Origin of the sequence: Paenibacillus lutrae (assembly GCF_009757775.1) — a bacterium.
GTDB lineage: Bacteria > Bacillota > Bacilli > Paenibacillales > NBRC-103111 > Paenibacillus_F > Paenibacillus_F lutrae.
In genome coordinates this window covers 195,794-213,589 of the sequence record NZ_RHLK01000006.1, presented here as the reverse complement: position 1 = coordinate 213,589, position 17,796 = coordinate 195,794, and the positions used below count along the sequence as shown (strand labels likewise).

18 protein-coding genes and 1 CRISPR repeat array are annotated in these 17,796 nt (G+C 45.8%); of the genes, 11 read left to right on the top strand and 7 right to left on the bottom strand.

Going from position 1 to position 17,796, the window contains the following annotated elements; genetic code table 11:
- Positions 1–3: 3 nt before the first annotated feature.
- The 5 genes from cas7c to EDM21_RS24590 all read left to right on the top strand — a co-directional run bounded on the left by cas7c (position 4) and on the right by EDM21_RS24590 (position 5,073).
- On the top strand, positions 4–867 hold the full coding sequence (cas7c, locus tag EDM21_RS13155) for a type I-C CRISPR-associated protein Cas7/Csd2 (protein WP_157336143.1): 864 nt from the start codon (positions 4–6) through the stop codon (positions 865–867).
- On the top strand, positions 857–1,516 hold the full coding sequence (gene cas4 / locus EDM21_RS13150; RefSeq protein WP_157336141.1) for a CRISPR-associated protein Cas4: 660 nt from the start codon (positions 857–859) through the stop codon (positions 1,514–1,516). The genes cas7c and cas4 overlap by 11 nt, the downstream gene beginning before the upstream one ends.
- A complete protein-coding gene (gene cas1c / locus EDM21_RS13145) occupies positions 1,513–2,544 on the top strand; it encodes a type I-C CRISPR-associated endonuclease Cas1c (RefSeq protein ID WP_157336139.1) in 1,032 nt (343 codons plus the stop codon). Before cas4 ends, cas1c begins: the two co-directional genes overlap by 4 nt.
- A gap of 9 nt (positions 2,545–2,553) precedes the next feature.
- On the top strand, positions 2,554–2,844 hold the full coding sequence (gene cas2 / locus EDM21_RS13140) for a CRISPR-associated endonuclease Cas2 (RefSeq protein ID WP_157336137.1): 291 nt from the start codon (positions 2,554–2,556) through the stop codon (positions 2,842–2,844).
- Positions 2,845–3,023: 179 nt separating this feature from the next.
- Positions 3,024–4,787: direct repeats of the CRISPR family, unit length 32 nt; unit sequence GTCGCACCCTGTATGGGTGCGTGGATTGAAAT.
- A gap of 109 nt (positions 4,788–4,896) precedes the next feature.
- Positions 4,897–5,073 (top strand): hypothetical protein, encoded by a 177-nt coding sequence (locus tag EDM21_RS24590; RefSeq protein WP_166541984.1) that lies wholly within the window; start codon positions 4,897–4,899, stop codon positions 5,071–5,073.
- Between the two features lie 306 nt (positions 5,074–5,379).
- On the opposite strand, the gene EDM21_RS13135 is transcribed toward EDM21_RS24590, so the two are convergent.
- Positions 5,380–6,102 carry a hypothetical protein gene (locus EDM21_RS13135; RefSeq protein ID WP_157336135.1) on the bottom strand — a complete coding sequence of 241 codons (723 nt, stop codon included), beginning with the start codon at positions 6,100–6,102 and terminating at the stop codon, positions 5,380–5,382.
- Between the two features lie 99 nt (positions 6,103–6,201).
- On the opposite strand from EDM21_RS13135, the gene EDM21_RS13130 reads away from it, so the two are divergent.
- Complete coding sequence (locus EDM21_RS13130) at positions 6,202–6,606, top strand: SRPBCC domain-containing protein (protein ID WP_166541991.1); 405 nt, start codon at positions 6,202–6,204, stop codon at positions 6,604–6,606.
- Between the two features lie 263 nt (positions 6,607–6,869).
- Complete coding sequence (locus tag EDM21_RS13125; protein ID WP_157336133.1) at positions 6,870–7,202, top strand: dihydrofolate reductase family protein; 333 nt, start codon at positions 6,870–6,872, stop codon at positions 7,200–7,202.
- A gap of 95 nt (positions 7,203–7,297) precedes the next feature.
- Here the strand turns inward: EDM21_RS13125 and EDM21_RS13120 are convergent, their stop codons facing one another.
- On the bottom strand, positions 7,298–8,896 hold the full coding sequence (locus tag EDM21_RS13120) for a basic secretory protein-like protein (RefSeq protein WP_157336131.1): 1,599 nt from the start codon (positions 8,894–8,896) through the stop codon (positions 7,298–7,300).
- A gap of 238 nt (positions 8,897–9,134) precedes the next feature.
- On the opposite strand from EDM21_RS13120, the gene EDM21_RS13115 reads away from it, so the two are divergent.
- Positions 9,135–9,674, top strand: coding sequence for a sigma-70 family RNA polymerase sigma factor (locus tag EDM21_RS13115; RefSeq protein ID WP_157336129.1), 540 nt, complete (start codon positions 9,135–9,137; stop codon positions 9,672–9,674).
- Complete coding sequence (locus EDM21_RS13110) at positions 9,674–10,984, top strand: DUF4179 domain-containing protein (RefSeq protein ID WP_157336126.1); 1,311 nt, start codon at positions 9,674–9,676, stop codon at positions 10,982–10,984. The genes EDM21_RS13115 and EDM21_RS13110 overlap by 1 nt, the downstream gene beginning before the upstream one ends.
- Before the next feature lie 623 nt (positions 10,985–11,607).
- Here the strand turns inward: EDM21_RS13110 and EDM21_RS13105 are convergent.
- The 3 genes from EDM21_RS13105 to EDM21_RS13095 form a co-directional block, all read right to left on the bottom strand.
- Positions 11,608–13,509 carry a glycosyl hydrolase family 18 protein gene (locus tag EDM21_RS13105; protein WP_157336124.1) on the bottom strand — a complete coding sequence of 634 codons (1,902 nt, stop codon included), beginning with the start codon at positions 13,507–13,509 and terminating at the stop codon, positions 11,608–11,610.
- 276 nt (positions 13,510–13,785) lie between these two features.
- Positions 13,786–14,061, bottom strand: coding sequence for a DUF2653 family protein (locus EDM21_RS13100; RefSeq protein WP_068775570.1), 276 nt, complete (start codon positions 14,059–14,061; stop codon positions 13,786–13,788).
- A complete protein-coding gene (locus EDM21_RS13095; protein ID WP_172798844.1) occupies positions 14,058–14,498 on the bottom strand; it encodes a hypothetical protein in 441 nt (146 codons plus the stop codon). The genes EDM21_RS13100 and EDM21_RS13095 overlap by 4 nt, the downstream gene beginning before the upstream one ends.
- 136 nt (positions 14,499–14,634) lie before the next feature.
- Between EDM21_RS13095 and EDM21_RS13090 the strand changes: the two genes are divergently transcribed.
- Positions 14,635–15,174: a DUF309 domain-containing protein gene (locus EDM21_RS13090; protein ID WP_157336122.1), complete on the top strand. Its 540-nt coding sequence runs from the start codon at positions 14,635–14,637 to the stop codon at positions 15,172–15,174.
- A 330-nt stretch (positions 15,175–15,504) separates the two neighbouring features.
- Positions 15,505–16,698, top strand: coding sequence for an MFS transporter (locus EDM21_RS13085; RefSeq protein WP_157336119.1), 1,194 nt, complete (start codon positions 15,505–15,507; stop codon positions 16,696–16,698).
- Between the two features lie 86 nt (positions 16,699–16,784).
- Here the strand turns inward: EDM21_RS13085 and EDM21_RS13080 are convergent, their stop codons facing one another.
- Together EDM21_RS13080 and EDM21_RS13075 are read right to left on the bottom strand one after the other, a co-directional pair.
- The gene (locus EDM21_RS13080) at positions 16,785–17,390 is read right to left on the bottom strand and encodes a beta-class carbonic anhydrase (protein WP_157336117.1); all 606 of its coding nucleotides are present in this window, start codon (positions 17,388–17,390) and stop codon (positions 16,785–16,787) included.
- Positions 17,391–17,444: 54 nt separating this feature from the next.
- A complete protein-coding gene (locus EDM21_RS13075) occupies positions 17,445–17,768 on the bottom strand; it encodes an iron-sulfur cluster biosynthesis family protein (RefSeq protein ID WP_157336115.1) in 324 nt (107 codons plus the stop codon).
- Positions 17,769–17,796 lie beyond the last annotated feature (28 nt).

Sequence of the window (17,796 nt, the reverse complement as noted above, 5' to 3'; positions counted from 1 at the left end):
ACGATGAGCAGCTTGGATCATAAGGTAGATTTTGCAGTGGTCGTATCGGTGACAGGGGCCAATCCGAACGGAGATCCTTTGAACGGCAATCGTCCGAGACAAAACTATGACGGGTATGGGGAAATATCGGATGTAGCCATTAAACGCAAGATTAGAAACCGGCTGCAAGACATGGGAGAGTCTATTTTTGTACAATCCAATGACCGGAAAGTGGATGCTTATGGCAGTTTAAGAGAGCGGGCAGACGGCAATGCGGAGCTGAATAAGATTCTGAAATCCAAAACCGGGTCGAGTGAAGAATTCGCCAGTGTGGCTTGCCAGAGCTGGATAGATGTCCGCAGCTTTGGTCAAGTGTTTGCTTTCAAAGGATCGGATAAAGGAGGAAGCGTCTCCGTCGGCGTAAGAGGCCCGGTTTCGATCCATACGGCAAAGAGCGTGAATCCGATCGATATTACGAGTATGCAAATTACGAAAAGCGTCAACTCCGAACCGGGTAAGGATAGAGGATCGGATACGATGGGGATGAAACACCGCGTGGATTTTGGCCTGTATGTCTTCTATGGAAGTATCAATACACAGCTTGCCGATAAAACCGGGTTTACGAATGAGGATGCAGAGAAGATCAAAGAAGCGCTCGTTACTTTATTCGAGAATGATTTGTCCGCAGCCAGACCGGATGGGAGTATGGAAGTTCACAAGGTGTACTGGTGGGAGCATAATTCCAAACTAGGTCAATATTCATCTGCCAAAGTGCACCGCACTTTGTCTATTCAATCACGGAATGATGAACCGAGAACGTTCGAAGATTTTGACATTGAGTTAAGTGAATTAGATGGTCTAAAGGCAGAAGTTGTGGATGGCCGCTAACGAAGATGAGTCTTATTTAATGCTCTCGGGTATTCAACATTTCGAATTTTGCAGACGGCAGTGGGCTCTCATCCATATTGAACAGCAGTGGGAAGAGAATGTGAGAACCGTGGAAGGTGAATATCTTCATCGCAAAGCAGATCAGCCCTTCGTCAGAGAGAAGCGGGGCGACAAGCTTACGGTGCGTGCCATGCCTGTGAAATCGGAAGAGCTTCGGATTACAGGGATTTGCGACGTGGTGGAGTTTATTCAGGACGATGAAGGCGTTCAGATCCATGGAGCCGAAGGCCGCTATACGGCTTTTCCTGTCGAATACAAGCGGGGCAAGCCCAAAACTAACGATGCCGATGTCCTGCAGCTGGCTGCGCAAGCGCTGTGCCTCGAAGAAATGCTGCTGTGCCGCATATACAGGGGTTATCTGTTTTATAATGAAATTAAGCGCAGGGTCGAAGTGCCCCTAACCGTGGAAATCAAAAATAAAGTGAAGTTAATTGTCTCTGAAATGAATGATTATTACACACGGAGACATACACCGAAAGTGAAAACAGGTTCTTTCTGCCAAAGCTGTTCCCTGCAATCGATCTGTTTACCGGAGGTTATGAATAAGCGGACGGTCCGAAGTTATGTTGAGGGGAAAATCCAAGAATGAAGAAACTCATGAACACGCTTTTTATTACGCAACCGGATGTGTACCTATCACTGGATGGCGATAATATCGTTCTGTTGAAAGAGCAGGAGAGATTGGGCAGACTGCCCCTTCATAATTTGGCGTCTGTGGTAGCATTCGGTTATACAGGCGCAAGTCCGGCCTTGATGGGTTATTGTGCGGAGCGGAATATCTCCATAGTGTTCTTGACCATGAACGGCAGATTTTTGGCAAGGGTAATAGGTGCAAGCAAGGGAAACGTTGTTTTACGAAAAAAACAAAGTCTTGTATCCGAGAATGAGCTTCTATCGGCGAGAATTGCCCGCAACTTCATTACAGGTAAAATTTATAACCACAAGTGGATTCTGGAACGGATGACCCGGGATTACCCTCTGCGTATAGATGTGGCGGAATTCAAAGCGGCATCCCAGCTGCTGTCAACCATCATGCTGAGCATACGAGAGTGCGAGGATTTGGAGCGGATCAGAGGTCTGGAAGGACAAGCAGCCTTAATTTACAACCAACAGTTTGATTCCATGATTTTGCAGCAAAAGGAAGACTTCTATTATCGCACACGTTCCCGCAGACCGCCGCTCGATCCTGTAAATGCTATGCTGTCGCTCGCATACACGCTGCTGGCTAATGATACGGCGTCTGCTTTGGAGGGAGTCGGGCTGGATGCGTATATCGGTTTCCTGCACCGGGATCGCCCCGGACGAGTTTCGCTGGCCCTTGATTTGATGGAGGAACTGCGAGGCGTTTATGCGGATAAGTTTGTCTTATCCTTAATTAACAAAAAGGTGATCAACGGTGAGGATTTTGTGAGTAAGGAAAATAGCGCTGTGATCATGACCGATGAAGGCAGGAAGAAGTTCCTGACGGCTTGGCAGAGTAAAAAGCAAGAGAAAATCACCCATCCCTATTTGGGGGAGAAAATCTCTTGGGGCCTGGTCCCTCATGTGCAGGCACTATTATTGGCGCGGTATTTGCGTAATGACCTGGATGAATATCCGCCTTTCCTCTGGAAGTAGGTGCAGCTTATGCTTGTTCTAATTACGTATGATGTAAGCACGACCAGCGGCTCGGGACAGCGGAGGTTGCGCAAAGTATCAAAAATATGCCAAAATTATGGTCAGCGGGTACAGCATTCTGTATTCGAATGCATCGTTGATTCCACGCAGTTTGCCGTTCTCAAATTGAAATTGATCGAAGTTATTGACCCAGAAAAAGACAGTCTGAGGTTTTATCAGCTGGGCAATAATTATAGAAATAAGGTAGAGCACGTCGGCATAAAAGAATCCTTGGACTTGGAAGGGCCTTTAATTATGTAGTGCGAATGTCTAGCAAACATGATTTCCCTGGGGGATTCGCACCATTAATAATACTTTTTGATGAAAAATTTACAAAAAAAGTAAACTAAAATTAGCTGTATTAGAGTGTTATTAAATTATTTTGTTATGATTACTAGCTGGAAAGCCGTTTTCTGAGATGTTTTTGCTTGAAAAACGGAGTCGCACCCTGTATGGGTGCGTGGATTGAAATTAAAGGTCGTTATTACCATAAGGATCGGCTTCATGGAGTCGCACCCTGTATGGGTGCGTGGATTGAAATATCCCACATACGGAGAAGTTGGTTATAAAACATGGGTCGCACCCTGTATGGGTGCGTGGATTGAAATAGTATTATATCCCTCATCCGGACATTAAGATTAAGTCGCACCCTGTATGGGTGCGTGGATTGAAATAGTTACCCGAATCATAGCCTCACCTTACCCGTGAGTCGCACCCTGTATGGGTGCGTGGATTGAAATCGGTTCCGGCGGATCAGTGTTGGTATCCTCGATCGGGTCGCACCCTGTATGGGTGCGTGGATTGAAATATCTTGCTAGGGATCGCCATCAGGTATGTCCCTCAGTCGCACCCTGTATGGGTGCGTGGATTGAAATATCTCCGCATGTTCATTCTAGGTCTCAATGCTTGTCGCACCCTGTATGGGTGCGTGGATTGAAATTTTGTTGACCGGGCTATGACGTTGTTCAACAACGTCGCACCCTGTATGGGTGCGTGGATTGAAATACAAAGCTCAGAACATGCCTTGTACTGTGCAACAAGTCGCACCCTGTATGGGTGCGTGGATTGAAATTTTTGTTACGGTCGTAAAGATCGCCTTTGTTGTAGTCGCACCCTGTATGGGTGCGTGGATTGAAATATAATTAACTGATGGACGATGTTGTTTTGATCATCGTCGCACCCTGTATGGGTGCGTGGATTGAAATAGGATACCTCCACGGCTCTAGCTGTATTTGCTCGTCGCACCCTGTATGGGTGCGTGGATTGAAATCGGTCTGATCGGGACCATGTCCACACTACCACCATAGTCGCACCCTGTATGGGTGCGTGGATTGAAATATATGGCACAGTTGAATGGTTTACCTAAAGTACAGTCGCACCCTGTATGGGTGCGTGGATTGAAATAGGTGTCTGAATCAATTACGGTGAAATACAAGACGTCGCACCCTGTATGGGTGCGTGGATTGAAATTCTTTGAGTTCTCTGTCTTTGGATGCTTAAGATGTCGCACCCTGTATGGGTGCGTGGATTGAAATTCGATGTCATTAGCATCCAAATCCAAATCCGCATGTCGCACCCTGTATGGGTGCGTGGATTGAAATCCGGACTCATTGCCGCCAATACAGGTACAAATCCGTGGTCGCACCCTGTATGGGTGCGTGGATTGAAATTCGGCGCCTACACATTTACGATGGCGACCGGGATTGTCGCACCCTGTATGGGTGCGTGGATTGAAATCAAGGCACCGGAGGGATTCTTTTCCGCTAACTCGGTCGCACCCTGTATGGGTGCGTGGATTGAAATTTGCGGATGACAAAGAACCAGAGGCCCAGGATAACGTCGCACCCTGTATGGGTGCGTGGATTGAAATATGAGCGTTGTGCCATCATCGGTTGTAAAGGACGTCGCACCCTGTATGGGTGCGTGGATTGAAATTTAATATGCATAAAATCTTTACCAATCTTTTTGGTCGCACCCTGTATGGGTGCGTGGATTGAAATATCCGGCATAACGGTCATTACTGGATAGTTTCTGAGTCGCACCCTGCATGGGTGCGTGGAATGAAATTAAATAATGACAAGCCCTTTATCATAAAGGTCAATCACGTCGCACCCTGTATGGGTGCGTGGATTGAAATAGCCACGCGATATTTTTCTCGACCCGTACTTTCTCGTCGCACTCTGTATGGGTGCGTGGATTGTAGCTTGATAAAGAAAGATGATAGCTAAATAAAATTTGACTGGTCAGCATGAAATCGACGACAAAATCAAAATATGTTAAAATAAGGAAAAAGGTATAAAGAGAGGTGTATCAATGGAGATCGATTGGTATAAGTTGATATTATGGATTACACTTGCATTTATTAATATTGGTTTTGCGGAAATTAAAAACATGAACAAAACTTTCTGGTTTATTATCTCTCTAATAATTGGCCCCATAGCAACAATTGCTATTGTAACCAATAAAAACGATAACGTTAAAGGTCGTTAGAGAATTAGCAAATTGGTATTATCCCCTTCTAGTAGACACCGCAAAAAAGTCCGCCCGGTACTATTTGGATTGAGGAACTTGGAGGGGATATTGCTATGGCCAAAAAAGGGCAGATTTCAAACCTTTGGAGAAGAGTATAAAAGGCAAGTGGTAAAGACTTATTTAAAGGGGAAAGATGGCTGCATTAAGATTTCAACCCAAATTCTAGGAATGGGTGAAGAATGATTTTAGACAAAATTAAAGCAACGCGCACCCGTTGAATACCGGCACGCGTTGACTGCTTATGAATGAATTAGAATTGGAGTTTTATGCTTCAATTAACGGTTCATTATAGAATTGATACCAAGCACCCATGCCTGGGCTCGGACCAGAAGATCTTGTTGTTTCAAATTTAGTGTAGCCATAGTAACCATTTGCTTTAACATAAATGTGCTCTGTTGTTGATGCAAAACCACCTGCAGCTAAATATTTAGCTGTCCAGGACTGATGAGCATACGCATACCCGTCAGTTGTTATATTCTTTGTCGGAGCTCCGTTTTCAGAAATAATAATACCAGGATTATAATTTTTGTGACTTCCATATGCATCCCTAAATACACTAACAGAGGCATTTTTACCAGCATATTCGAAGTCAACTGTCAAGTAAAACATAGTAGTGTCAATTCCCAAGATTCTTTGTCCCCACTGGACTGTTCTTATTTTACTTAAAACCAAATTAGGCTGGACATAGTTTTCTACGGAAACTCCATTTATCGAATATTTTTTATTTTCAGGTTTTAGGGATTGGGATAACTCGGGATTATTGAGTACATTGATAAAATCTTTCTGCTTTTCTTTCCCTAATGCCTCGAACTTCTTCAAGATGTCTAAAGCTAAAGGATCATTCTTTCCCTTTTGTTTTAAGAAATCTTTATAACTATCAATGGTTATTATTTGTCCATGTTCTATACTAGAAGACGAGGCGCTTGCGACTACAGTCATGCTTAAAAAAAGCGAAACGACAAGAACTACCGATATAATTTTTTTCAATTTAAAACCTCCATAATTTCGAAGCTGGCCAGCATTCGTAATTACACATATTTACATATGTGTAAAGTAATTGTATATTAATATTTTACATTTTTCAACATACTTCTTAAAGCTCAAGGGCCGACTAACTATACCTCACCCCGATGCGAGATCGATTTACGCGAAGGCGGTAAATACGTGTTTTGCATGCGCGCTCCGGATACACACGGCGGCATGGAGTCGTACTCGGCGGGCGTGTATAAGAGAATTGTGCCGACGGAGCGGCTTGAATTTAACTCATACTTATCCGACCGAGAGGGTAACGCCATTGATCCGGTTCAAGTAGGCGTCCCGTCGGATTTTCCCCGGAATATCGAGTTTGTTATTGAATTCATCGCCAAGGGGGAACGAACTGAGCTTAAGATTACGGAATATGGATGGTCTGCCGGAGAGATGATGAAAAACGCCATCTTGGGGATGAACCAGTCGTTAGATAAGTTTGCGGCTAATTTGAATGAACTTTAACAAAGAATCGGGGAGATTAGATGGGTAAAATTATTGCGTCGGTTAGCGTACGTTGGATGGAATCTATACAGGCAAGCTAGGCGATGAGAATAATATAGCGGGCTGGGCAATGCCCGGAATTATTGACTCAACCACCGATAATCTGATTATGTTCCAGCAAGCAGATGCCATTTTGATGGGGCGGGTTAATTACGAAGGCGTTGCGACCTATAGGCCATTCCAGGAGGGAGAGTTTGCCGAAGTCATGAACAAGACTCCCAAGTATGTGGCTACGCGCAATCCCGGTAACGGAAGCGCAGTGGGGGGACTACGGCGACACAATTTCACTGCTGGCTGGTGACTTGAACGAACGTGTACCTGCGGTTAAGAGAGAGATTGAAGGTAAGATCATCGTTCCGGGAAGTGCCGGCCTTGTGCAGAGTCTACTAAACGCAGGTTTCGTGGATGCAATCAATATGATTATCCACCCTGTCATTCTCGGGAGCGGCAAAAGATACCTGGATTGTATGACGGCAAATAAGGACCTCAAGCTCATTGGTACACAGCTCTACGAAACGAGTGGTTCGACGAGACTTCGTTATGAGGTCGTTAAGTGACCAAGCAACGCCAATTGTTTATACAAAAAATTAGTTTCATAATAATAGAAGAGGAGCCGATAACCGGCTCCTCTTCTCAGGTTAATAGACCACTATTAATTGCTAGTTAGTGATTGCTGATATTGATTCCAGAGCGTATTCACGTCGATTCCGGTAATTGATAAGAATCGGCTTTCTTTCCATGCTTGAAATTGATTGGCATCCAGCCCGTAGGGACTGCTCGTCGCATTCAAGGCACGAATAAAACCGCGGTACTTCGTATCTTCAATCCAGCGGATGAAGTTCGCGGTGCCGGTATTATACCAAGCTCCGCCGGGGCTTATACCGTAACGATTGTGGTAACCGGCAGCAAAACGCAAGCTGTCCGCTACGGCTTCCACATCGAAGTTGCTGTATTGATAAGCATGGCCGAGTTCGTGATAAAGCATGCCGATAATTTCGTCGCGCAGAGAACTGGTATTAGCAGCGAAGTAGGCGAGATGCTGGGAGCTGATTCCCAGTGTCTTCACCTCATTGTCACCGGAAATCCACGCTGCACCAGGTACGTCTTCAATCTGGACCACAATTTTCTTCACTCGGACCGGCATATCTTCTGGACTCTTATACAGTATTTCATTTACTTTACGCAAGATCGCCAGAATATCTCTCTGGGCATCAGGAAGCGCTTGATTGAAAGGAGCGTAACCCGCAAGATTTTGAATTTCAATAATCGGGTTCTCCGTATGCCACATATCATTCGTACGTGAGAACTCCACTTCACTCAATTGCGTAGTGTAGCCGCTATGATTTTGTATGTTATTGAGTCTATAGTATTGATAAGCGGTTGTATTCGCATTCAATAAGTAATGTTTACGCTGATGCCGCAGGCTGAAGTTCTGATTACTTTGCGTGTCCAAATTGGTCCAGGATGTGCCATTATTGGAGCCCTGCAGAACCCAGTTCTTGGGATCGGCATCGGCAGTATTGTTATTCGATTTGGCCGATGTAAGAGCGTAACCGTCAATGGTTACCTGTTCGCCGAAGTCGAACTGCAGCCAGGCCGTATTACTGTAGGTCAGCCACTTGGTCGTACTTGTTCCGTCTACGAGATTCGCCTTCACATCCGTTGGCGCATTTTCTCCGCTAGCCGTAACCGTAGGTTTAATGGTTTTGAACGTCTGTACATCAGGGCCGTATAAACCAATCTCGGATAGCTGAAGAAGCTGATTGTTTCCTAGCTGGTTGGTGATATTCTCGAATTTGATAAATTTGTAAGCAGTCGTATTGGTGAATGAATACGTTTTTTTCAGGTGTCTGGTAGCACCCGCGAACTGATTCTGCTGAGTGTCCAGAACATCCCAATCGATTCCGTTAATAGACCCTTTGAGCACCCAGTTCTTCGGGTCTCTATCCGGTGCATCTTCAGCAGTAGTAATGGAGTATGAGTTCACAATCTTCGCGGTAGTAAATTCATATTGCAGCCATGCCGGAGTGTCGAATGTTAACCATTTGGAAAAAACATACTGGTCGAACGCCTTATTCTTCCCTTCAGCAACTCCGTTCTCTCCACTTGCCGTTACCGTTCCGCCTACAGCCAAATTGATCGGCTGAATCGTTGTAACTGTCTCTGCCGCTGATGCAGCCGGACTCCATACCGCACTGCTGAAGCCAAATACCAATGCGGATGCCAAGGCAACATATCCGATTTTTTTCATTTGTCTTATTCCTCTCTTTTTTTGAGAATAGTATTGTTACGCCTAAACTAGATAACTCCTCACTAATTTTATAGTCACCAAATATGTAAAATAATAACATGTATTACCGTGTGTGCATAGCTTATTCATTTATGGATTTAGTAAATTTGACGATCACACTTCTTTTGAAATAGAGCTTTTAACGGAAAATGAACTTTTTACTGCGATTTTTCCTCTTATAGAGGAGAGAGGTGAAGACATGAAGGTTGCTCAGTTGGTCAAAAAAGCTAAGAGGGGGAATAAAGAAGCGTTACTTCAGCTCATTCTGTCTGAAAAAGATGCTTACTATAAACTTGCTTACACTTACATGGGAAATACCCACGATGCTATGGATGCCATGGAGGACATGATCGTAAGACTCTACGAAAAAATCGATCAGCTAAAGAACGAAGAAGCTTTTTACAGCTGGAGCAGGACGATCTTGGTGAATAGCTGCAAAAGCTTGCTTCAGAAGCGCAAAAAAGTTGTATTGCTTGACGATTTGCAAAGAACGGATGAAAGAGAAGCGGGACAGGCTATGACCAAGGACCCTTACATAAGCAGTGATCAGCAGATGGACATCCAGGCCTTATTCATCCACATTAATCAGCATCAAAAAGAAGCGATCCAGCTTAAATATCTGCACGATCTTGACTACCAAACCATAGCTGATATGACGAACGTATCGATTGGAACCGTGAAATCAAGAGTTTTTCAAGGATTGAAGAAACTAAGAGATTATTATAAGGGGGAGAGTTGATGGATAACGTCGAGAAACGACTAGCTGATGAGAAAAAACTCTTAGAATCCATTACAGCGCCAGAAGAGCTGGAAACAAGATTAAGAAGTGCTCTAGATAAGGCTGCTCCCGGAAGGGTGAAACGAATTCCAACATTCTGGAAAACCGCAGCCGTTGTACTATTGGTACTAGTTATAGCCGGCAACAATTACAATGCCTTTGCTTATTACGGCAAACAAATTTTTGGATTTGATAAATTCATTCATGGAGATCTGAAACAATTCAACGAGGAAGGCATGGGCCAAAGAGTTGACAAAAAAATGAGTTTAGCAGACGGTACAGAGATGACGATTAACGGAGTAATATCCGATGCCAATCAATTGAACCTGTATTATACATTTACCAATCCCAATGGGCTGAGCAACGATACAGTCAGCTTTTTTACTCCCAACAGATTAAGGGGGTATTTAACGAATTCAAGTTCAAGAGGCGGCGTGTCCGACATCAATGACAACCATACCGAGATTAAAGGTACCATGAATTTTGATAGCGTGAGCCCTTTTGCAAAAGAATTAACGCTGCACTTCTGGGAAACCCGTCAGAACGGTGAAAGAAAAGAAAGATCCATTACATTCCCTTATAATCCCAATAGAGCTTTGCCGACTCATATCGAGCAGTCCATCAACAAGAAGATTGCAGTCGACAAGGGTACGGTTACATTCAACTCGATCACAGCTACACCAATCATGACGGAAATCACAGGAACCTTAGATGTCGACAATCTCTATAAAATTGGTAATGCGTTAGGAGGAATACAATTAATAGCTAATGGGAGTCCGGTAAAAGCAACGGAAACTCGGAGTGGACTTATCCATGGTACAAGTGAGCCTTTGGCTGATATAAGAGAATTTCACATTCGCTTTGAGACCTTGCCCAGACAACTGGATTCACTCCAAATCGTCTTAGATGAATTTGTCGGCTATCAGCAGCTAGAAGAGAAAGTACCTCTGGCTTCAACGGGTGAAATATCATTTATTCTCAAAGATAAGGAACTAAGGGTGAAACAAGTCTCAACAACTGCGCAGGGAGTCGAAATAAAAATAGCCACAGAAGTGGACATGAGGCTGGACGGACTATCTGTCGTAACACGAGCGGGAACAACACCTTTAAAAGCATCAAAAAATAAAGGCTACGTTAATCAAGCAGATGGCAAAACCATGGAGGAACGCACCTTGCTGTTTGACACAACCGCTGTCCCGGAATATTTACTAGTTGAAGGCATGCACTATTTGAAAAAATACAATAAGGTGATTGAGATTTCTCTTGATTAGTGGGATGAAAGTTTATGTTTAACAAGCTGTATAGGATAGTTTGGAGCTGGCTGCCCTTTTAAGGGGCAGTCTTTTTGCAGGTGGGGTTAGGGGAGTGGGGGGAAGGGTGCTAGATTTAATAGCTAGTAAATAGAAAGAGATTGCCCAATATCAATTCTGAAACCTGATAAAAAAGATCTTCATTAGATGAAGGTTAATCGTAAAATGTCCGCTTGTAAGCATATCCTAGTTGAGGGAGTTGCCTCCCCCAACTAGGCAATTTAGTTGCTTACATAAATGGTTGCGTCTTAGAGGAATAAGAATAGGGACCCGTACGATTTCAAGTTCTCTTTATGGTTTCTGGACTTTGCTTGTCTTCGGTTTGGGATTGTCGTGGGTGGCCGACAGCGGTGAATTAAGTGTCCTTATACGCAATGTGATGCTGCTGTACGGTTTCCTTCAAGTGACGGTAAATCCGGGTAAACTTGTCAGCTGGGCGAATAAAGGGAGGTACTGGCTGAGCTGTGCATCATCATAACGCTTATCCTTACACAAAAAAGGTGACGATTCCAGCAATCAGAATCGTCACCTTTCACTTACACGACAGGGCGGCTCAAGGGGCCCCTGTCTATCCCGTGATGCTGCTACTTCTCCTGCAGCATCATGTTCCACAGCTCGGGGGTATCGTACCCGAGCCTCCAAGCTGCGACACCAGCGAGGTCATACTTGTGCGCGATCCCAAGTCTCTGTTTGACGGTGTCATGGTCTTCCAGCCAGAATACGTGCTTCTGGCCGTTCTCGGTGTACTCAACGCGGTACTGCTTAAATTCATTGTCCCATGTTTTGACGGCTTTCTTCTCCGTCATCAGTTTGGGAATATCTTTAAGCAGGACGGTTTTGTTCGCCACGAGCTTGCCTGCGGCATCGAGCGTCCAATCCCGGACGTAGTACGGGATTCCCATGATGAGCTTATCTCTTGGTATTCCATAGCTCAGGAATTCAATGACGCCCTGCTCGGCCCAAGGAAGTCCGGATACGGAACCGGGTTCTGTGCTGCCTTTATAGTGTTGGTCGTAGGCCATAATGACGACGTAGTCTACGTAAGAAGCGAGCTTCTCGTGGTCAAACGCCGTTTTGGCATTCCATTTGATGCTGCCGCGGGGCAGATCAATGGAGACGTTCAGTTTCTTCTGACGGGCAGCATCTGCGAATTTTTTGACAAAAGCACTGAAGCGTTCTCGGTCCTTGCCGTCCAGACTTTCAAAATCCAGGTTAAGGCCGTCCACTTTGAGCTGCGCCGCCTTGTCGACAATCTGCTTGATGAATCGGTCTACGGCACCTTGATCGGCCAGAAATGCGGTTGTAAGCTGTGCATTAAACTGGTTGTTGATGAGCGGATAGACGGTGAAGCCCTGCTTCTTCAATAATTCCACGGTTGCCGCGTCGGATTTGTCGTCGACTTTGCCTGTCGCATCCATCAGCTGGAAGTAGGTTGGAGATACGACATCGAGTCCTGTAGTCGCCGCAGCCTGGGCCTGCACAGTGGCGGCAGCGGAGGAGCCTGTCCAACCCCAATATTGAAGCTTGCGCAGGTTATCCCAGATCACTTTACGGTCCAGGGTACGGATCGTTGTATTGGAGTAATTTTTGGCATATTCAAGCGCTTTAGGAATGGTATTAAAATCCCCGATAAGGGAATTATTCTGCAATACCTGATAGTAAGGATAATTGCTCCAGATGATTTTGCCATCGAGTGAGATTTCGCTATGAGCCCAGCGTGCGGCATAAGCTTGTGCATCGGCGAGAGAGACGAACTCGCTCAGAAACACATCATTCTGGTAGACCTTGTAACGAATTTCGTTCTGGTAAATGACTTTGTTATCGGAGGCGCGGACAATAGAAGAGCCTTTGAGCTGTACGGCTTTGGCAACAGCGTCTTCCAGGTAAGCGAAATTCCAGGAATTATCGGTCGTTGTCCCTTGATAGACTTGATAGATTCCTTTACCGGCGCGCATCTGTTTCTTATCGGCGTCACTGATGTTGTCCCAGATCCAAGTATTCGAATTGAGATCCAGGATATGAGAATGGCGCCATTTGCGGGCTTCGTTCTTAGCCTCGTCGAAAGTAAGGAACTCCCATCCACTCAGAGTGTTATCTCCTTGATAGACCCGGTATTTGGGGTAGTTATTCCAAGCCCAGCCGCCGCTTTGCAAATCCCGGACACTGGCATGGCCCCAGCGCCTCGCTTCAGTAATTGCAGCCTCCAGCGTAGAGAAAGTCCATTCGGGCAGGGTCGCATCATACTGAAAAACCTGATAGCGGGGGAAGTTGTTCCACAGCCAGTTGCGGGAGGAAATATCTTCGACATATGAATTTTTATATTGCTGGGCATAAGCCTTGGCTTGTTCATAGTCGGACATTTCAACCAGGATTTTGTTGTTCTGATATACGCGGTATTTGGTAGTTTTGTCTGCTGCTTGTGCTCCAAGCGGGGTAACAAGACTGACGACGATGGCTCCTGTTAGTATCCAACGCATTGCTTTCATCTATCACGCCTCTTTCTATCAATCTTCCTACTATTGGACGCAAGGAACCTCTGTTTAGTTGCGCTTTACAGGCAAAAAGAAGCAAAACAGCGGTTTGCGGGCAGTTTGGCGGTATCAAATCGTTCTTACCGAAGTTGATCCAGGGATCGTGCAGCTAGCCGTTTACAGGACCATTCATCGCTTAGCGCAAGGATAATCAAGTTCTACAGATGCCGCATGCCACGCAAAAAAAACCTCCCTAGGAGTAATCCCGAGGAGGTTTCTGGTATTAAATCATTATTCCGAAATATAAGCCACGATTTCATCTTCAAGCTCTAAGCGAATCTGTTCGCGGAAAACGCGGATTTGCTGCTGCGCCAGGAACTGCATGAGCGCTTCATGGATATTCGCTTCAATCAGGATCTGGTTGCGTCCTTCAGCAAACACTTCGGCGGAAAAGCCGAGATCTTCGTCCCACATGAGAACTACTTCTACCTGTGAGGGATTTAACTGTTTGCGCTGCGCCATATTCAGGCATAACGCGTTCGTGATTTCCTGTTCGTTTAGCTTCATGTCAGGTTATGCTTCTCTTTGAGCTTGTTGGCTTTGCGCTTGTCCATGAAGTAAACAACGATACGGCGGATTACCATAACGAGTACAAGAATAGCAAGCAGGTTAACCATCAAACCAAGGATGTTGCCCAGCATGCCCATGCCGCCGAACAGACCGCCGAACAGCATGCCGGCGATACCGCCGATCAGTAGACCTTTCATCAGACCGCCGCTGAAAAAGCCGGGTTTCTTCGTTGCTGCTGTCGTGTTCGCTTTGTTCGTCGAAGATGTATTGGCATCCGATTTATTTACGGAGTTATTCGTAGAATTACTTTTCGGCGCCGAAGGTGTATAAGATTTTTTAGTCGAGCTGTAAGATTTCTTAGCTTCAACTGTACCCGGCAGTGTCATCGTGAAGGTGAGCATGCAGGCCATAACTAGCAGTAACAATTTCTTCAATGTAAGCTTCCCCCTTTAATGTGTGTGCGACAAAGTTATTGTCTGCGTATATGCTATACGTATAAGAAGCAGCATGGTTTCAATTTTTTTTCGAAACTTGTTAAAATAAATAAAACGCTGTCGGGGAGGGCCGGATTTGGAACAGTATCCGCAAGCTTATATCGATTTTTTGATCCATTTTCACGGGGACCGGGATTTTTTTGAATGCCACGAAGTTTTGGAAGAATATTGGAAAGAAGCGGGCGCACACCCGCTGGCCGACGCCTATGTAGGCTTAATTCAGCTTGCCGTGGGTCTGTATCATCAGCGAAGAGGGAACCTGGCAGGCGCAGCGAAGATGCTAAGGAGCTCTCTAGATTATTTGGAACAAATGCCGGTAGACAAGCTTGGATTAGATCCGGAATTGTTACAGGCTTTGATTGGACAAAGACTGCATGAAGTAGAATCGGGCGGATTCTCTTACATAGATCTGAATCTACCGATTCGTAACCTGAAACTTCTAAAGGCCAGTCAGACGGAATGTCAGGAAAGGGGACTGGAGTGGGGAAAATCAAGTGACTTGTCTGACAAGCATCTGCTGGATAAGCATAAGCTTAGAGATCGAAGCGATGTTATTCGTGAACGTGCCCGGCAGCTTGAGAGCAGGAAGTTGCGGAGAGGGGAAGATGGTTATTGAGACACCCATAGGTAAGGTTAGCGTCAGTTTAAAGTCATTCAAAGATAGGCTGTGAATGACCTCTAGGTTAGATTCTCCCAAGTCAGCTGACTTGGCGTGCCGGGCATTACCCGGCTTATAGTACGGCAAGCAGCTCCTCAGGTTTATTACAGGGATGAGGGTTTGCAGCTTGATTATATATGAATATTTTTTGGAGATTTGAACCGTGCAGCAGTAATTTAAATGGTAAAATAGCAATTCAATTAACAATTGTATTCTCGCGCATTCTCTACTAGCATAGGGAGGTGCACCTATAACCCGATACTACCGAAACTAGGAGTGAGTCCGCTTTTGAAACGTTTTGCTCAAGCATCATATGTCATGTATTTTCTGGCAGGCCTTGTTATTACGACGATCGGCTCTGTTCTCCCGCAAATTCTAACGCATTATGGAGTTTCCTACACGATGGGAGGGCAGCTCGTCTTCTGGGGAGCGATCGGATTCCTGCTCGGCGTTCCTATTTCGTCGTTTTTGCTCAGCCGTTTTAGCGAAAAACGGATCTTATTACTGGCCTGCGTAGTTATCGCGCTGGCACAAGTAGGCATGTGGTCCTTACCGCCATTTCCCGCTCTAATTGTGCTGAACTTCCTGAACTCTCTGGGGGCTGCTTCCGTGGAAATTGTAGTCGCCACGCTAATGATGGAAGTCTTTGTCGGCCGCAGGGCGGTCGTTATGAGCTACCTGGAAGTTTCTTTCGGCCTCGGGGCCTTAATTATGCCCCTGCTCTCAAGCTTGCTGATTTCGTTGGGCGAGTGGCGGTTTGTTTTTCTGCTCACAGGAGTGACGGCTCTCCTTATGGCTGTTGTATGGAGTGTGATTTCGTACTCCTTGTCGGATGTGGATCATGCTGCGCCTCAAGATGCAGCTAATCTGGCTCCGCCCGAGAATATGACGCCTCGCACCAAAGTGCTGCTGCTTACGCTGTTCGGATTTATGATTTTCGTGTACTGCGGCATTGAAGGCACGATGAACAATTTCCTATCGTCTATCTTCATCACTTATCTCGAAGCGGTTCCTGCGTATGCTTCGCTCAGCATCGGTATTTTCTGGGCCGCCATGGTGCTGGGGCGTCTGGTAACCGGATGGATTATCCGCAAAGTTACCTACAGTAAGTTCTTGTTCGCTTCGTTGTCCGGAAGTTTTGTCGTGCTGGCTGCCTTTATTCTGCTGCGTAATATTTGGGCAGGGTATGCGCTGATTGTCCTGCTGGGCTTATTCCTGTCGGGTGTTTACTCCATCACAATGGTGTATGCGAATCATACTTTCCCTGGCATGGCAAGGCTCGTTACGAGTCTGATTACAGGGCTGGCGGGGTTAGGCGGTGCAGTATTCCCGGCCTTGATCGGGTATGTAATGGACGATTGGGGAACACTTACAGCGCTTTGGATGACATCAGGCTTTGCCGTAGTGTACTTGGCAGGTTTAGTTATCGTAGGGGTCAGTTATAAGAAACTGGGGGGCCTAAAGACCACAAATACCCGATAGAATAAGGCATGGGGATTTTATATCTTCATGTCTTTTTCTATAGGGTGTCCGGGGTCTGTTGGATTTATATCCACCGAGCGTGAGGATTAGATGAAAGGAAATTCCTCGAGCCCGACAGAATTTTTATTGGTCACTTCATAGCCTTCTTCAAGAAGATCGAGTTTGCCTGTGTGCGGATTCATCACGAGTCCGTGTACAGGGAGGTTCTTGGGCAGCAGAGGGTGGTTCCGGATAATATTGACGCTTCCGATTACCGCTTCATCCACATGATCGAAGCCGGTCAGCCAATTATCCAGTTTGATGCCGGAATTTTTGAGCGTATCCAGCACCTCGGGCTTGACGCCTCTTTCTTGTGCTTTGCGGAGTACATTCGCGGAGTTCAGACCGGTCATGCCGCAATCGCGGTGCCCGATGACCAGGATTTCATCTGCGTCCAGTTCGTACACGGCTACAATAATGCTGCGCATAATACTGCCGAACGGGTGGGAGACGAGCGCCCCTGCATTCTTAATGATTTTGGAGTCCCCATTGCGCAAATTCATCGCTTTAGGTAAAAGCTCTACAAGGCGGGTATCCATACAGGTTAGAATAACCATCCGTTTATCGGGAAATTTGGTGGTTACAAATTTCTCGTACTGTTTGTCTTGTACAAATGATTCATTATACGTCATGATTTCAGATACCAAACTCATATTCCATCCTCCGATTCGTCTCATCTTTAATAAATAGGTCATTCAGCGGTAGTTCTAGGCGCAGTAGCTGACCAACTGCATAGCGGCGTTATAAGTCTGCTGGCTGCTTTTCAGAATGAAGGAGCCGCGGCTGGGCTGGAAGTCTACCGTCATTCTGTCTTCAAAAAACACTTCTTTGCGAGGGTCGTACTGAACGGTGAACGCGTTGCTCTCGGCATCCACATCGTCAGGCGTCCGCGTATTCTGCGCATGAAGAGCGGCAACTCCGCTAAGAGCGCAACCACAGCCTTCGATATCCCATACAAGCCTGATGATCGCATTAGGCGGGATACGCCGGTTGATCTCCTGGATCGCTGACTCGCTAAAATGAAGATACATACACTGATCCCTCCTCTTCTGATTGTAC

Bases quoted from the DNA above. Each gene is read 5' to 3' on its own strand.
- cas7c (WP_157336143.1), top strand. From the start codon at position 4: ATGAGCAGCTTGGATCATAAGGTAGATTTTGCAGTGGTCGTATCGGTG.
- cas4 (WP_157336141.1), top strand. From the start codon at position 857: ATGGCCGCTAACGAAGATGAGTCTTATTTAATGCTCTCGGGTATTCAA.
- cas1c (WP_157336139.1), top strand. From the start codon at position 1,513: ATGAAGAAACTCATGAACACGCTTTTTATTACGCAACCGGATGTGTAC.
- cas2 (WP_157336137.1), top strand. From the start codon at position 2,554: ATGCTTGTTCTAATTACGTATGATGTAAGCACGACCAGCGGCTCGGGA.
- EDM21_RS24590 (WP_166541984.1), top strand. From the start codon at position 4,897: ATGGAGATCGATTGGTATAAGTTGATATTATGGATTACACTTGCATTT.
- EDM21_RS13125 (WP_157336133.1), top strand. From the start codon at position 6,870: ATGTGGCTACGCGCAATCCCGGTAACGGAAGCGCAGTGGGGGGACTAC.
- EDM21_RS13120 (WP_157336131.1), bottom strand. From the start codon at position 8,896: ATGAAAAAAATCGGATATGTTGCCTTGGCATCCGCATTGGTATTTGGC.
- EDM21_RS13115 (WP_157336129.1), top strand. From the start codon at position 9,135: ATGAAGGTTGCTCAGTTGGTCAAAAAAGCTAAGAGGGGGAATAAAGAA.
- EDM21_RS13110 (WP_157336126.1), top strand. From the start codon at position 9,674: ATGGATAACGTCGAGAAACGACTAGCTGATGAGAAAAAACTCTTAGAA.
- EDM21_RS13105 (WP_157336124.1), bottom strand. From the start codon at position 13,509: ATGAAAGCAATGCGTTGGATACTAACAGGAGCCATCGTCGTCAGTCTT.
- EDM21_RS13100 (WP_068775570.1), bottom strand. From the start codon at position 14,061: ATGAAGCTAAACGAACAGGAAATCACGAACGCGTTATGCCTGAATATG.
- EDM21_RS13080 (WP_157336117.1), bottom strand. From the start codon at position 17,390: ATGAGTTTGGTATCTGAAATCATGACGTATAATGAATCATTTGTACAA.
- EDM21_RS13075 (WP_157336115.1), bottom strand. From the start codon at position 17,768: ATGTATCTTCATTTTAGCGAGTCAGCGATCCAGGAGATCAACCGGCGT.